Below are 14,383 nucleotides of genomic sequence, written 5' to 3'. Positions count from 1 at the left end.
GCGTCGGCGGTCATGCCATCCCGTCGGCTGTTCATGGGACAGGGTGAATTGGGGATTCCGCCGGCCACAACGCCATCCGCCACGCCCTTCTGGACGCAGAAGCCGGATGCGACATTCGCCGCCCTCGCCTCCACTGCGCAGGGCCTGACGGCGGCCGAGGCAGCGGCCCGCCTGGCGGCCGACGGCCCCAATACCGACCGGCCGGTGCGCCGCATCTCCCCCTTTGTTGCGATCGGCCGGCGGTTCCTGGAGCCGCTGATCCTGCTGCTGCTGTTCGCCGCCGGGGTTTCGGCGGCCATGGGCGACGCGGCCAGCGCGGGCATCATCGCCGCCATCATCGTCGTGTCCATCGCGCTCGATGCGATCCAGGAAGGCCGCGCGGCCCGGACGGCCGATGCGCTGAAACAGTCGGTGGCGCTGACGGCCGATGTCCTGCGCGACGGCCGGTTCGTCAGCATCCCCACCGCCGAAGTCGTGCCGGGCGACGTCTTTCGCGTGCGCATCGGCGACGTGGTGCCGGCCGATGCCCTGGTCCTGGACGTGTCCAGTTTCACCGCCAACGAGGCCGCGCTGACCGGCGAGCCCTATCCGGTGGAAAAGCGCCCCGGCACCATCGCCTCCCGTTCCCCCGCCGAAGCCACCAACGCGCTGTTTCGCGGATCGATCGCGCAGACGGGCGAGGCCACGGCCCTGGCGGTGGCCACCGGCCGCAAGACCCTGTTCGGCGGCGTCGCCTCGGTACTGGCCGAGGACGCCGCGCCCTCGCCGTTCCAGCGCGACCTGCGCGCGCTCGGCCTGGTCGTCGCCCGCGCGGCGGGCGTGCTGTCCGTGGCCGTGCTGGCGATCAACCTGCTATTCGGGCGGTCGCTGGTCGAATCGCTGATGTTCGCGGTGGCGCTGGCGGTGGGGCTGACGCCGGAACTGCTGCCGATGATCACCACCGTCACCCTGTCGCGCGGCGCGGTGCGCATGGCCAGGCGCCGGGTGATCGTCAAGCGCCTGACCGCGATCCACGATCTCGGTGCCATGACGGTGCTGTGCACCGACAAGACGGGCACCCTGACCTCGGCCAAAATCGTTCTGGCCGGCAGCCTCGATGCCGGGGGCAGGGACGATCCGCGCATCGCCACGCTCGCCGGCCTGTGCGCCGCCCTCGCGGGCGATCGCGGCGCCATGGACGGCGCACTGACCGCCGCCGCGCCCCACGCCGCCGAGGGCTGGACCGCGCAGGGCCGCATCGGCTTCAATTACGAGCGCAGGCGCGGCTCCGTGCTGGCGGCGCGCGCCGGCGAATGCCTGCTGATCAGCAAGGGCGCGCCAGAGGCCATCCTGGCGGTCTGCGACCGGCAGCGGGACGGCACGGCCGCGATCCCCCTCGACGACGCGGCCCGCGATGCGATCGCCGCCCGGCTGCACGGCCTGGCCGCCCAGGGCCTGCGCGCCATCGCGGTCGCCACCAAACCCTGCACCACACCCGCCGATGCGCTGGCGCCCGAGGACGAGGCCGACCTGGTCTTCGAAGGGGTCTGCACCTTCGCCGATCCCCCCAAGGCCAGCGCCGCCGTCGCCCTCACGCGGCTGGCGGCGGCCGGCGTGCGCGTGAAAGTGCTGTCGGGGGACGACCCGCTGGTGGTCGCCCGGGTCGCGGGGCTGGTCGGGCTGACCGGGGCGGCCGTCCTGGCCGGCCCGGAGCTGGAAATGCTGAACGACGACGCTCTGGCCGCGCGCGTCCAGGGCGTCGATCTTTACGGCCGCCTGACCCCCGACCAGAAGGTGCGCGTGGTACGCGCCCTGCAAACCCGTGGCGAGACCGTGGGTTTTCTCGGCGACGGCGTCAACGACGCGCCGGGCATCCGCACCGCCGATGTCGGGCTTTCGGTCGATGGCGCCACCGGTGTCGCCCGGGCGGCGGCGGACATGATCCTGCTGGCCCCGGACCTGAACGTGGTGGCCGACGGGGTGGGCGAGGGGCGGCGGACATTCGCCAATATCCTGAAATATGTCCGCATGGGCTCCAGCTCCAATTTCGGCAACATGCTGTCGATGGCCATGGCGTCGCTGTTCCTGCCCTTCCTGCCCCTGCTGGCGACGCAGATCCTGCTCAACAACCTGCTCTACGACCTGTCGGAAATCGGCATCCCGTTCGATACGGTCGATCCGTCCGACCTCGACCGCCCCCAGCGCTGGAGCATGCGCGGCATCGTCCGCTATGCCGGCATCATGGGGCCGCTCTCCTCAATCTTCGATTTCATCACATTCGTCGTTCTGCTCTACGGTTTCCACGTCGCAGCATCCGAATTCCGGACCGCCTGGTTCCTGGAATCGATCGCAACGCAGATCCTCGTGGTCTTCCTGATCCGCACGCGCGGCCTGCCCTGGCGCACGCCCCCCGACCGGTGGCTGCTGGTCTCCGCCCTGTGCGCCCTGATGGTGGCGCTGGTGCTGCCCTTTACCATCGCGGGGCGCTGGTTCGGCTTCGCAGCGCCCGGGGCCGGCGTGCTGCTGGCCATGGGCGGGATCACGGCGGGGTATCTGGGTGCGGCGCAGGTGGTGAAGCGCCTGGCGGCCGGGCGGCACTGACGGGCGATCAACGCAGCCAGCGCGCCAACCCGTTGCCGATCGCCTGCATCAGCGTCACCAGCGCAATCAGCACCGCGACGACCGAGAGCATGATGGTCGTATTGAAGCGCTGGTAGCCATAGCGGATCGCAAGATCGCCCAACCCCCCCGCGCCGATCACCCCCGCCATGGCCGACGCCCCGACCAGCGTGACGAGCGTGACGGTAATGCCGGAAATCAGGCCCGGCAGCGCCTCGGGCAGCAGGACGAAGCGGATGACCATCCAGCGCGTCCCGCCCATGGCGCGCACCGCATCGACCAGGTTGCGGTCGACCTCGCGCAGCGACACTTCCGCGATGCGGGCGAAATACGGCACGGCGGCGATGGACAGCGGCACGATGGCCGCCCCGGTGCCCAGCGCGGTGCCCGCGACCAGCCGCGTGACCGGAATCAGCAGCACCAGCAGGATCATGAACGGCACCGCCCGCGCGGCATCGATCAGCAGCCCCAGCCCGCGCGAGACGGCCGGCAGCGGCAGGATGCCCCCCGGCGCGGTCGCGATCAGCAGGATGGCCAGCGGCAGCCCGCCGATCACCGCGATCAGGCCCGACGCCAGCACCATTTCCATGGTCTCGGCCGTCGCGTGGACGATGAGGTCAAGAATCAGCCGGGACATAGCCCAATACCTCCATCGACGGGCTGGCCTGGCGCAGAAAATCCATGGCCCCGTCATCATGCCCCGACAGGCGCACCACGCATTCCGCCTGCGCGCCCCCGTCGGCCATGCCGGCCTGCACGATCGCGGCGTCGATGCCGTACTGCCGCCCCAGGACCGACAGCACCGGCACGCCCGCCGCCCCGGCATCCAGCGTCAGGCGCACCAGCGGGGCGCCCCCGGCAAACGGGGCCGGGCGCATCAGGGCCGCGATGGTGTCGGGCAGGCGCGCGGATTCGCCGTGCAGGAAGGCCCGGGTGACATCGTGCCGCGCCCCGCCGCGCAGGACCTGCGCGGTTTCGGCGTCCTCGACCACGCGGCCACGATCCATGACCAGGATCCGCTGCGCGATGCGGCGGATCACATCCATCTCGTGCGTGATCAGGATGATGGTCAGCCCCAGCCGCCGGTTGATGTCGCGCAGCAGGTCGAGGATCGACAGCGTGGTTTCCGGGTCCAGCGCCGAGGTCGCCTCGTCGCACAGCAGCAGCGCGGGGTGGGCCGCCAGCGCCCGGGCAATGCCCACGCGCTGCTTCTGCCCGCCCGACAGCTGGCTGGGGCGCTTGTCGGCGTGCCCGGCCAGCCCGACCAGATCCAGCAATTCGCCGGCACGCGCCCGGCGCCTGTCGCGGGGCACGCCGGCAATCTGCAAGGGCAGTTCGATATTGCCGGCGACGGTGCGGGAATTGAGCAGGTTGAAATGCTGGAACACCAGCCCGATCCGCCGCCGCACCTGCACCAACTCGCGCTCGGGCAGGGTGGTGATGTCGCGGTCCTCGATCAGGATGCGTCCGCTATCCGGCCGCTCCAGCCCGTTCAGGCACCGCAGCAGCGTGGTCTTGCCCGCGCCCGACCGGCCGATAATGCCCAGGATCTCGCCGGGCCGCACCTGGAACGAGACATCGTCCAGCGCCGTCTGCCCGCCGAAACGACGGCTGGCATGGTCGACCCGCAGAAGGCTCGTCACCATGCCGGGACGATCGCGTTGTGATACAGGTCCAGGATGGCCTGCCGCACATCGGGCTGATGCACGGCATTCATCAGCGGCGCGACCCACGGCGCCTTGGCGTCCGCCTCGTTGACCGCGACGAAATTGACATAAGGGTTGTTGGCCATCGATTCCTGGCCGATCCGCTGCTTGTCCACCTGTAGCCCGGCCTTGAACGCCCAGTCGGTATTGACGATCGCGGCATCCAGGTCGGGCAGGGTGCGGCCGACGATCCCGGCATCCAGTTCCTTCACCGACAGGTCGCGCGGATTGTCGGTGATGTCCAGCGCGGTGGGCAGCAGGCCGGCGGAGGGGGCCAGCTTGATCAGCCCCAGCGTCTCCAGCAGGTGCAGGGCGCGGCCCTCGTTGCTGGGGTCGTTCGGCACGCCGATCACAGCCCCTTTCGGCAGGGCCGCGACCGAATGCCAGCGGGTGGAATACAGCCCGATGGGCGAGAAATAGGTATTGCCCACCGGCACGATGCCATAGCCGTGCGCGGCCTTCTGCGCGTCCAGGAACGGGCCGTGCTGGAAGGCGTTGGCGTCCAGATCGTGTTCTGCCAGGGCTTCGTCGGGGGCGTTATAGTCGGAAAAGGGCACGATCTTCAGCGTCAGCCCGGCCTGCGCGGCATGGGCGGCGACCAGGCGCCAGATATCCTCGTCCTCGCCGGACATGATGCCGATCCGCAGGGTCTTCGGCTCGGCGGCACGGGCGACCCGCAGCAGCGGCGCCGTCGCCAGCAGGCCGAGAAAGGCACGGCGGGACGGGGAGAGGACAGAGATCATCGCGGGGCCCTGGTCGAGAAAAGGAAAGACGGGAAGCATCCTGCCGTCCGGGAAGGGGGAATATGACGACAGGCGATCGTATGTATCAATATACGCATCCCCGGCGTTGTATATGCTTGCCTCCCCCGCGATCAAGACGGGGATTCGCATGCGCCGACCCGACCCGCCGCATGCCCATATTCCCCACGGCTCCGCCCCGGACGGAAGAGAAGCGCGAAGGAATCCTGTCCACACAACCACTTGCCGGAAGAGAAACGCAGCCCCCAGCCTGCCCTACACCATGGCCTCCATTACCGCGTGCGATATTTATACCACGATCTTGGCCTGAAAAATGTGCGCCCCGCCGCGCGTCTTCCCTGCGCGCCACGCCCCGGGAAGCGTTATCCGCTGGCTCCCGACCGCGCAGGGGGTAAGCTGTCTCCGGCTTCCCCAACGGGCGAAGCCACTCTGATGGAATCTGGAAGGAGCTGTTCGATGGCATTGCATCCGAAAGAGAAAGCCGGGGAGCTGGTCAGCCAGCTGGGCGACAAGGCCCTCGAGGAAGCCGAAAAGCAGTACGGCGTGGCGTTGGAAATGCTGGACCTCAAGCAACAGGGCTACTGGCTCGACGTCATCGACCACATCAAGAACCCGGGCTAGCCGGCTCAGGGCTGCCACCTGTCCGACAGGTCCGTGCGGTGCAGCGAACGGCGCCCGACGGCTTCGTTCGTTGCGTTCGTGCATGCCCGCTCCATACGGGCGCCCGCAGCCTGACCCTCAGAACCCGTCGGTGCCCATACCCAGCCCAGTCCCCGGCTCGACATCTGTTCCGACACCCGGACCTGAAGATCCAACCCCCAATCCGGGCATACGGGGTCCCGTACCATTCTGGTACCCGCGTCCCGACCCGAAGCCACTGCCTACCGACACCGACCCGTGGATCTTCCCGTCATGTGGCGCACTGTCGGGCGTATCGACCGGAACGGCACCGTTCCTCATCGACCGCAGAAGGGCGGCACGCGAGTCCTCCGGGGACCCGGCCGGACGGGAACACGCCCCCAGGGCAAGCGCTCCAGCCAGAAGACAAAAAGCAGGCCTCATGTCGCGTGGTCGTCCTTCTTCAACCTTATTCCAGTCCCGCCATCGTTTTCAGAGACGAACGCCCCGCCGGACATTGGAGACGCCCGATGCCGAGACGCACTCACCTCCATTCACTTTCTACCTTTGTGTTTAGGGGTGAGAACAGTGGGAACACTGGGAATGGCGCCCAGAAAATGTTGGAAAACTGCCAAAAAATCGTGTTCCCATTAGATGGGAACGGCCCAGATCTGGTGGGAACAGCTGGGAACAAACAGGCTTGCGTCCGAGAAAATGGCAGTTCCCCGTCAATGCTCCGTGTTCCCACCCAGTGGGAACAGGTGGAACTGGCCGGGAGCGGCGGAATGATGCCTTCACCTGAATGGCTCCAGGCGTGCACCCCCTTGAAGGACCGTCTGAAAAATGTCTCATCCGCCTCCACGATGCCGCTCATGAGCGCCGGCTGTTCGCAGGAAGGGGCGGCCAGAAAGCGATGTTGCCAGCGGAAGGACGTCCGGATAGTGATTGCGCAGGCTTTCGCGGTCTTGCGGATGCTCGTGGCCTGCGCAAGCGCCGCGGCAAAGCCCAGCCAGCGGTCCTTGTGACGAAGCCGGGCAAGGCTCGTGCCCGTGAGCGCATTGAAGGTCCGCAGGCACGTCTTGCAGCGATAGCGCGGCAGACCGTGAGCATATCCCCATGCGCCGATACGATCGCTCCGACAGCGGGGACAGGCCCGCGATTTGCCTCCCGCGCCATCCACAAGGACCGCAACTTCGACCTCAGAGTCCTGATCCAATAAAACACGGCACAGTGTCTCACGCTGGACGCCGATCCGTCACCGGCCTTACGGCCTCGATCTTGAATTCACGGCTGAACTTCCGTCTCATCTACCCACTCTCCAGTTCCTTGGTCACGATCTTATCTTCGTGTCCACGAAACCGGCAGCAGGTCACGCTGGCGGTTCTACGCGATGTTCAGCCACTGCGGGACCGCGAGTATGGCGACCGTGTGTTCCCGGGTCAGAAAGAGGGCCGGCCCGCTGACGGATGTGGCGCTGTCCAAGGCGCTCCACACGGCAGCCGGTACGACAGACGTAACGGTGCATAGGCTGTGATCAACGTTCCGCGATTGGGCGGCCGAGGAGACTGACTACCTCCGCGAGGTGGCCGAGATGGCCTTGGCACATGCTATCAGCGCGGGGATCTCTTGGAGAAGAGGCGGGAGATGATGGAGATCTGGGGTGCAAAATTGCAATTTGCGTGTCAGTAGACCTTATGGGATTCTTCTAGATGAGGATTATCCTCATGGAGAAAATAATGTCTCGCTCTACCGAAGAGGACATCGCTCAGGCGGTCATTAAGTATCTTGATACGTTGCCGAGCAAAGAAGACTATATTCGCAATATCATAGCGAATTTGCCAAGGTTTATAGTATTAACGTCAGCAGATAGGGGGCCTTCTCCTACACGAGTAGGAGAAGAACTTTGGGAGCAGCAGGTTCGAAATATTGTGAGCCACGCTAAGGCGCCTGGGAATGCTATATACGATGGGCGTCTAGCTCACCCCAGCCATGCAAAGCTAAAAAAGATCTAACATCGTTTTTTCTTTTTTCTTTAAGGCCCGGGTTGTTTTCGCCCGGGCTTTATATCCCGGAGCAAACCATTTCAGCTCTGTCGGTCCGGCAGAATTCTTGTCCCAAACGAACCACGCATAGGCGGTTGTTCCGCTCCCCTTCTGCTCGGCCCCTTCTGGATAGAAGGTGATGCGTTCGCTAAAGACCCATACCCGTGCAGGGGGTACCTTGGAAAAAATCGTCCGCTGACGATTGCCGCCTTCGAGAAAGGCCAAACGTAGAAGAAGTGCTAGTTTTCTATCCGCCGCTTGCAATCCGGCCTCAACAAAACCCTCTGCGGAATTGAAAGGTGGATTGGTAACAATATTTGAGGCCCGCCTTGACGAGGAGAGGAAATCGATGCCCGCCTCTCCGTATCCACGATCATAGAGATCGGAGCTAATCACCTGATTTTTGGTTTTGGTTAAAACTTCGGACATTGCACCATTGCCACAGGCGCATTCCCATATGTCACCATCGAATTGCTCATTATCGATAAGTGCTTCCGTTGCCCAAGCTGGGGTAGGGAAGAAGTCGGGGCCATCGAGATCCGCAAACCGTTTAAGAGTCGGCTTGTAACCCCCGGCAAGATTATATGTCGCGTCCATCCTGAAATTATAGCAGAATCAGTGAGTTGGTCAATAAACTTAATGCATTCAAAAGATTCGCTTTCTAACAAATAATGCCTGAGATGTTGGCGGTCGCTCCACGAAGTGTGCGATATTTTGATCGCATGAATTAGCTCGATGCCAGAGGATCGCCGCCAGCCTCGTTCAGGTTTCCATGACGGAGAACGCCACGATATAAGCCCGGACTAATCCCATTCCCGGCGCGCGAACCTTTTTGGACAGATGCGCTCCACGAAGCGGCGCACCCAGATGCCCGCCAGCCCTCGATGACCGAGCGGGCGTGGGCGAGGTGGCGGAACTGGTGCTCGTTAAGGCATTCGTCACGGAACCGGCCGTTGAATCTCTCTACGAACCCGTTCTGCTGCGGCTTGCCCGGTGCGATGTAGTGCCACAGCACCGACCGCTTTTCCTGCCAGGCCAGGATCGCATTCGAGGTCATCTCGGTGCCGTTGTCGCTTACGATCATCAGTGGCCAGCCGCGATGTTCCCCGATCCGGTCGAATTCGCGGCCGAGCCGTTCGCCTGACAACGACGTATCCGCCACCAGCGCCAGGCATTCGCGCGTGTAGTCGTCCACCACCGTCAGTACCCGGAACCGCCGTCCGTTGTTCAATGCGCCCGAGACGAAATCCAGGCTCCAGCGCTGGTTGGGCCCGTCGGGCAGCATCATCGGCGAGCGCGTGCCCATCGCCCGTTTCTGGCCGTCACGCTTGCGGACCGATAGTCCTTCCTTGCGATACAGCCGGAACAGCTTCTTGTGGTTCATCGCCATCCCCTCCCGGTCGAGCAGGATCTGCAGGCGCCGATAGCCAAATCGCCGTCGTTCCGCAGCCAGTTCGCGCCCGCGCCCCCGCACTGCGGCATCACCCGGGCGGCGTGACGCACAGCGCCAAGTCTTCGGGTCCATGCCAATGAGCCGACAAGCCCGCTGCTGCGAATAGTCTTCTCCCGGATCGCCCAGGTTACGGCCTCCCGCTGCAAACCGGGCGTCACGAGTTTTTTGCCAGCAGGTCCTTCAGCGTCGAGACGTCCATCACGCTCTCCGCCAGGAGGCGCTTCAGATTTGCGTTCTCTTCTTCAAGAGCCTTGAGCCGCCGCGCTTTCGATACCTCCATCCCGCCGTATTTCAAGCGCCAGGTCATCGTCCGTCTCGAATGGACAGACCTTACTTCAAATCGAGGGCATTTCATCGGGCAGAGTCATTGAAGATCGAGTAGCCCTCCTGTGTCCGAATGGTCAGGTGCTCGCCACCTTCCGGCTCAGGGGAGCTTGATGTCTATAATGCTCGGTCAGGTGTTGAAACTGTGCTAGTCGATTTTGGAATTTTCGCTAACCCATTGAAATAAATGTCCATAGCGCGATGCCCGAAACGGGTGTGCTAAGGTGTGTTAGCGTTCTTCAACGTGCCAAAAAAGCACCCGTCGAACTGAGTATTCGATTTTTAAGAAAGAAATGGTGCCCAAGGGCGGAATCGAACCACCGACACTGCGATTTTCAGTCGCATGCTCTACCAACTGAGCTACTTGGGCACCGGGCCGTGACCGGCGCGGGCGGTGCGATCGGGATCGTGCCGCCGTGGGGGTGTGATCTATCCCACCTCTTCGTCGGGATCAACCCGTCTCGGATCGTTTTCGTCGAAGTTTTGTCCGTCCTCGTTCCGGTCGGGCACCCGGTAGCTTTCCGAGAACCAGCGGCCCAGGTCGATGTCGCTGCATCGTTTCGAGCAGAAGGGGCGGAACGCCGTCTCGCCCGGCCGGCCGCAGATCGGGCAGGGGGGCAGGCGCGTGGGCGAGGAGGTCTGGGTGGGGCGGTCAGGCATGGTCGAGCATCCAGCTCAAAGGGGACAGGGACGGGTCCAGCCGCCAGCCCGGCTGGTGGCCGGATCGCTGGGCGGTGTCGGCCACGGCGCCCGGATCGTGCTCCAGCGCGCGGGCCAGGTCGGTGCCCACGCGCAGGCCCGGCACCCGGCCCGGCTGGCCCGCGACCTGGCGCGACCAGTCGTCGAGCATCCGCAGCATATGGCCCGGCGCGTCCGACAATAGCGCATGCAGCGGCGGCCGGATGCGCGGGCGCATGATTTCCGCCAGCCCGAGCGCGCTGAAGCCGAGGAAGCGCGGCCGCAGCGGGTCCTGCGCCAGCGCGGCCTCGATCGTCTCGCGCAGGGCCGGGCGCTTGCGGATGGCCAGCCCCGCGACGTCGATCACGATGGCGCCCGAGAGGTTGCGCAGGCGGATCTGGTGCAGCAGGGCCGGCAGGGCGTCGCGATTGGCGGCGAACTGCGCCGTCTGCTTGGCACGCCGGTCGGTGCTGGCGGCTCCGCCATCCATGTCGATGGCCACCAGCGCCGGCGTGGGGGTGATCGTGGCCCGCATGCCCCCCGGCAGCGTCACCGACGGGTCGGCCAGCGCCGCGCAGGCGGCCTCGGTCCCGGCGTCGAAGGCCCGGCGTTCGCGCTGCACCCGGCCGCGCAGCCCGGCGGGCAGGCGGGCGCCGAGCGCGATATCGTCGATCACGATCGGCGCGGCGGGCCACGCGGCGGCCAGCGCCTCCAGCGGGGTGGGGCCGCGCGCCAGCAGGGCGGGCGGCCCGGCGAGGGTCTGGCCCTCGGGTAGCAGGAGACCGGTCGCGGCCAGGCGGGCGCCCTTGCCGTCCTGCGGGGCGCGCACGATCCGCACCAGTACCGGGTCGCCCTCGGCCAGCGGTCCCGGTGCCGCCGAGTCGGGCAGGAAGCCCGAGGCCCCGTCGGCAAGGTCGATGAAGGTGCCGCCCATGGCCACCAGCCGCGCGCCCGCGCGGCCGCGATGCAGGTCGCCCACGCCGTCGGGCCAGCCCGGCCGCCACAGCGCATAATCGCGCAGGCCGGCGGCATCGATGACCGCGATGCGGATCTCGCCCGGCGCGCTGGCGGCGAGGATCCGCGCCGTCACGGCAGCCAGGCCCCTTTCTGGCCGCGCAGCAATTGCGCGACCTCGAACAGCGGCAGGCCGATTACGGCGGAGGGCGAGCCCGACACGAAGCGGATATGCGACGCCGCATGGCCCTGCAGGGCATAGCCGCCGGCCTTGCCCTCCCAGTCCCCGGCATCGAGCAGCGCCTCGATCTGCCGCTCGGTCAGCCGGGCGAAGGTGACGGTGCTGACGACCGTGCGCTCGCAGGCCCGCCCGTCGGCCCACGCGGCGGTCGGGCGCAGGGCGATGGCGGTCAGCACGTTATGGCGCCGGCCCGACAGCATGGAGAGGCAGCGCCGGGCGGTATCCCGGTCCTCGGCCTTGGGCAGGATGCGCCGTCCCAGCGCGACCACGGTGTCGGCGCCCAGCACCAGCGCGGGTTCGTCGAGCAGCGATGCGACATGCGCCGCCTTCTCCCGCGCCAGGCGTTCGGCGTAGGGGCGGGGCAGTTCGCCATCCAGGGGGCGTTCGTCGAGGTCGGCGGCGACGATCCGCCGGGGCACCAGTCCGATCTGCGCCAGCAGGTCGCGCCGGCGAGGCGAGGCGGAAGCCAGGATCAACCCTGGTCCCGTGGCACGGTCGGACACGGGCGGGTGCCTTACTTGAAGCGGAACGTGATGCGACCCTTGGTGAGATCGTACGGGGTCATCTCGACGTTCACCCGGTCACCGGCCAGCACGCGGATGCGGTTCTTGCGCATCTTGCCGCTGGTGTGGGCCAGGATCATGTGCTCGTTATCGAGCTTCACGCGGAACATGGCATTGGGCAGCAGTTCGGTGACCGTACCGCTGAATTCGATCATGTCTTCTTTCGACATTGTATCCTTCGATCGTGCTGGTTGGCCGGCATCGGGCCGGAAGTCGGGAAGCAGGCATGGACGCTGGACCGCCCTATCGGGACGGTCCAGCTTCCGGGCGGATGAAATGCAGGCGGATATGTGCGGTCTGTCGGGGCCGCGGTCAAGCTTTGTCCGCGCCCGAGCCCTGCGCGTCCAGCCGGGCCGACACGCTCAGCGCATGCGCGTCCAGCCCTTCGGCCCGCGCCAGGGCCACCGCCGCCGGGCCGATCCGCCGTAGCGCGTCGGGCCCCGCACCGATGAACGTGGTGCGTTTCAGGAAGTCGAACACCGACAGGCCGGAGGCAAAGCGCGCCGTCCGGCTGGTCGGCAGCACATGGTTGGGGCCGCCCACATAATCGCCGATCGCCTCGGCGCACTGGTAGCCCAGGAACACCGCGCCGGCATGGCGCACGCGCCCGAACAGCGCCTCGGGCTCGGCCAGCAGCAGTTCCAGATGCTCGGGCGCGATCTCGTTGATCAGCGACGCGGCCTCGTCCAGGTCGCGCACCACGATGACGGCACCATGCGCGGCCCAGCTTGCACCGGCGATGGCCGCGCGCGGCAGGGTGCGCAGCTCGGCCTCCACCGCCTCGGCCACCCGGTCGGCCAGGGCGGCATCGGTGGTGATCAGGATCGACTGGGCCAGCGCGTCATGCTCGGCCTGCGCCAGCAGGTCCAGCGCCACGATGCGCGGATCGGCGCCGGCATCGGCCACCACCACGACCTCGGAGGGGCCGGCGATGCTGTCGATGCCCACCCGGCCGAAGACCTGGCGCTTGGCCTCGGCCACATAGGCATTGCCCGGGCCCACCACGCGGTCCACCGGCCGGATGGTGGCGGTGCCATAGGCCAGCGCCCCCACGGCCTGCGCCCCGCCGACGCGATAGATCTCGCTGACGCCGGCCCGGCGGGCGGCGGCCAGCACCAGCGGGTTCAGCACGCCGTCGGGCGTGGGCACGCACATGGCCAGCCGGGGCACGCCCGCCACCCGCGCCGGCACCGCGTTCATCAGCACCGAGGACGGATAGGCCGCCGTGCCGCCGGGCACGTACAGCCCCACCGCATCCAGCGGCGTCCAGCGCATGCCCAGTTCCACCCCGTCGGCGTCGGTATAGCGCAGGTCGGCGGGCATCTGGGCGCGATGGAAGGATTCGATGCGCGTGGCGGCCAGGTCCAGCGCCTGCAACAGGTCGTCCGGCACCCGGGCGCAGGCCTCGGCAATCTCGGCCTCGGTCACGCGCAGCCGGTCGGGCGTGATGGGCATGCGGTCGAACCGCTCGGTATAGGCGCACAGGGCCGCATCGCCCTCGGCCCGCACCCGGGCCAGGATCTCGGCCACGGGCGCGTCGACGCGGGCGGTATCGCCCTCGCGGTCGGCCAGCAGGCGGGCGAAGGCGGCGCGGAAATCGGGCTGGGTGCTGTTCAGGTGTTTCATGCGGGCAGGGTCTCGGCGGTGGCGGGCGCGGCCAGCGCCTGGCGGAAGCGCGCGATCAGCGCGCCGATCCGTTCCGGCTGGGTCTTCAGCGCCGTGCGGTTGACGATCAGCCGGCTGGTGACGGTGGCGATCGTCTCGGTTTCCTCCAGCCCGTTGGCACGCAGGGTAGAGCCGGTATCGACCAGGTCCACGATCAGGTGCGACAGGTCCAGCACCGGGGCCAGTTCCATCGCGCCATGCAGGTGCACGATGTCGGCATTGATGCCGCGCGCCGCGAAATGGCGGCGGGTGATGGCCGGATATTTGGTGGCCACCCGCACCCGCGACCAGCGGGCGGGATTGTCGCCTTCCCCCTGGCCCTTGGGCCGCGCGACCGAAACCCGGCAGGCGCCGATGCGCAGGTCCAGCGGCGCGTAGATCTCGGGATAGTCGAATTCCATCAGCACGTCGGCGCCGCAGATGCCCAGCTGCGCGCCGCCGAAGGCGACGAAGGTCGCGACGTCGAACGAGCGCACGCGCACCACGTCCAGCGCCGGGTCGTCGGTGGGAAAGCGCAGGCGGCGGCTGCCCTCGTCCAGGCAGTCCGGGGCGGGCAGGATGCCGGCGCCGGCCAGCAGCGGGGCGGCGGCCTTCAGGATGCGTCCCTTGGGCAGGGCGAGGACCAGCTTCGTGTCCTGCGACATCTCTGGGGTCGTCGTATCCTGAAATGGGGCGGTCATGCGAACTCCGGCTACAAGCGCGCCCCCATGCGGTGGCGGCAGGGCCGCCAGGGCCGCGTCCAGGCGCCAGGTGCGCTGCGACTTATCACATTCCTTCCCC

General features: G+C 67.0%; 13 protein-coding genes, 1 tRNA gene and 2 pseudogenes. 3 read left to right on the top strand and 13 right to left on the bottom strand.

What is annotated here, in order from left to right; translation table 11 throughout:
- Window positions 1–12 precede the first annotated feature (12 nt).
- Window positions 13–2,580 (top strand): magnesium-translocating P-type ATPase, encoded by a 2,568-nt coding sequence (mgtA, locus tag HLH27_RS02700; protein WP_246375387.1) that lies wholly within the window; start codon window positions 13–15, stop codon window positions 2,578–2,580.
- A 7-nt stretch (window positions 2,581–2,587) separates the two neighbouring features.
- Here mgtA and HLH27_RS02695 read toward each other — a convergent pair whose 3' ends face one another.
- The 3 genes from HLH27_RS02695 to HLH27_RS02685 are packed head-to-tail and all read right to left on the bottom strand — an operon-like array spanning window position 2,588 to window position 5,047.
- The gene (locus tag HLH27_RS02695; RefSeq protein ID WP_182947586.1) at window positions 2,588–3,235 is read right to left on the bottom strand and encodes a methionine ABC transporter permease; all 648 of its coding nucleotides are present in this window, start codon (window positions 3,233–3,235) and stop codon (window positions 2,588–2,590) included.
- Window positions 3,216–4,244, bottom strand: a complete 1,029-nt coding sequence (locus tag HLH27_RS02690) for a methionine ABC transporter ATP-binding protein (RefSeq protein ID WP_182947585.1) — start codon at window positions 4,242–4,244, stop codon at window positions 3,216–3,218. The genes HLH27_RS02695 and HLH27_RS02690 overlap by 20 nt, the downstream gene beginning before the upstream one ends.
- Complete coding sequence (locus HLH27_RS02685) at window positions 4,238–5,047, bottom strand: MetQ/NlpA family ABC transporter substrate-binding protein (protein WP_182947584.1); 810 nt, start codon at window positions 5,045–5,047, stop codon at window positions 4,238–4,240. The genes HLH27_RS02690 and HLH27_RS02685 overlap by 7 nt, the downstream gene beginning before the upstream one ends.
- A 474-nt stretch (window positions 5,048–5,521) precedes the next feature.
- Between HLH27_RS02685 and HLH27_RS02680 the strand changes: the two genes are divergently transcribed.
- Window positions 5,522–5,686, top strand: coding sequence for a hypothetical protein (locus HLH27_RS02680; protein ID WP_182947583.1), 165 nt, complete (start codon window positions 5,522–5,524; stop codon window positions 5,684–5,686).
- A gap of 541 nt (window positions 5,687–6,227) precedes the next feature.
- On the opposite strand, the gene HLH27_RS17370 is transcribed toward HLH27_RS02680, so the two are convergent.
- Window positions 6,228–6,863 carry a transposase gene (locus tag HLH27_RS17370; RefSeq protein WP_456305480.1) on the bottom strand — a complete coding sequence of 212 codons (636 nt, stop codon included), beginning with the start codon at window positions 6,861–6,863 and terminating at the stop codon, window positions 6,228–6,230.
- Between the two features lie 194 nt (window positions 6,864–7,057).
- Between HLH27_RS17370 and HLH27_RS16980 the strand changes: the two are divergent.
- A pseudogene (locus HLH27_RS16980) lies at window positions 7,058–7,372 on the top strand (integrase); the annotation flags it as partial.
- 308 nt (window positions 7,373–7,680) lie between these two features.
- Here HLH27_RS16980 and HLH27_RS02675 read toward each other — a convergent pair.
- The 9 genes and pseudogenes from HLH27_RS02675 to hisG form a co-directional block, all read right to left on the bottom strand.
- Window positions 7,681–8,322: a hypothetical protein gene (locus HLH27_RS02675; RefSeq protein WP_182947582.1), complete on the bottom strand. Its 642-nt coding sequence runs from the start codon at window positions 8,320–8,322 to the stop codon at window positions 7,681–7,683.
- 274 nt (window positions 8,323–8,596) lie between these two features.
- A pseudogene (locus tag HLH27_RS02670) lies at window positions 8,597–9,482 on the bottom strand (IS3 family transposase); the annotation flags it as partial.
- A 314-nt stretch (window positions 9,483–9,796) separates the two neighbouring features.
- A tRNA-Phe gene (locus HLH27_RS02665) sits at window positions 9,797–9,872 on the bottom strand.
- Window positions 9,873–9,931: 59 nt separating this feature from the next.
- Window positions 9,932–10,162, bottom strand: a complete 231-nt coding sequence (locus tag HLH27_RS02660) for a DNA gyrase inhibitor YacG (RefSeq protein ID WP_182947580.1) — start codon at window positions 10,160–10,162, stop codon at window positions 9,932–9,934.
- Window positions 10,155–11,270 (bottom strand): ribonuclease E/G, encoded by a 1,116-nt coding sequence (locus HLH27_RS02655; RefSeq protein WP_182947579.1) that lies wholly within the window; start codon window positions 11,268–11,270, stop codon window positions 10,155–10,157. The genes HLH27_RS02660 and HLH27_RS02655 overlap by 8 nt, the downstream gene beginning before the upstream one ends.
- A complete protein-coding gene (locus HLH27_RS02650) occupies window positions 11,267–11,878 on the bottom strand; it encodes a Maf family nucleotide pyrophosphatase (RefSeq protein WP_182947578.1) in 612 nt (203 codons plus the stop codon). Before HLH27_RS02650 ends, HLH27_RS02655 begins: the two co-directional genes overlap by 4 nt.
- A gap of 11 nt (window positions 11,879–11,889) precedes the next feature.
- The gene (gene infA, locus HLH27_RS02645; protein ID WP_182947577.1) at window positions 11,890–12,108 is read right to left on the bottom strand and encodes a translation initiation factor IF-1; all 219 of its coding nucleotides are present in this window, start codon (window positions 12,106–12,108) and stop codon (window positions 11,890–11,892) included.
- 142 nt (window positions 12,109–12,250) lie between these two features.
- Window positions 12,251–13,564, bottom strand: coding sequence for a histidinol dehydrogenase (gene hisD, locus HLH27_RS02640; protein ID WP_182947576.1), 1,314 nt, complete (start codon window positions 13,562–13,564; stop codon window positions 12,251–12,253).
- Window positions 13,561–14,283: an ATP phosphoribosyltransferase gene (gene hisG / locus HLH27_RS02635; RefSeq protein WP_182947575.1), complete on the bottom strand. Its 723-nt coding sequence runs from the start codon at window positions 14,281–14,283 to the stop codon at window positions 13,561–13,563. The genes hisD and hisG overlap by 4 nt, the downstream gene beginning before the upstream one ends.
- Window positions 14,284–14,383: the final 100 nt, after the last annotated feature.

The sequence above is a fragment of the Gluconacetobacter takamatsuzukensis genome (assembly GCF_014174275.1).
GTDB classification, from domain to species: Bacteria; Pseudomonadota; Alphaproteobacteria; order Acetobacterales; family Acetobacteraceae; genus Gluconacetobacter; species Gluconacetobacter takamatsuzukensis.
The sequence above is the reverse complement of the archived record's forward strand: the minus strand, read 5'-3'. Positions and strand labels throughout refer to the sequence as shown.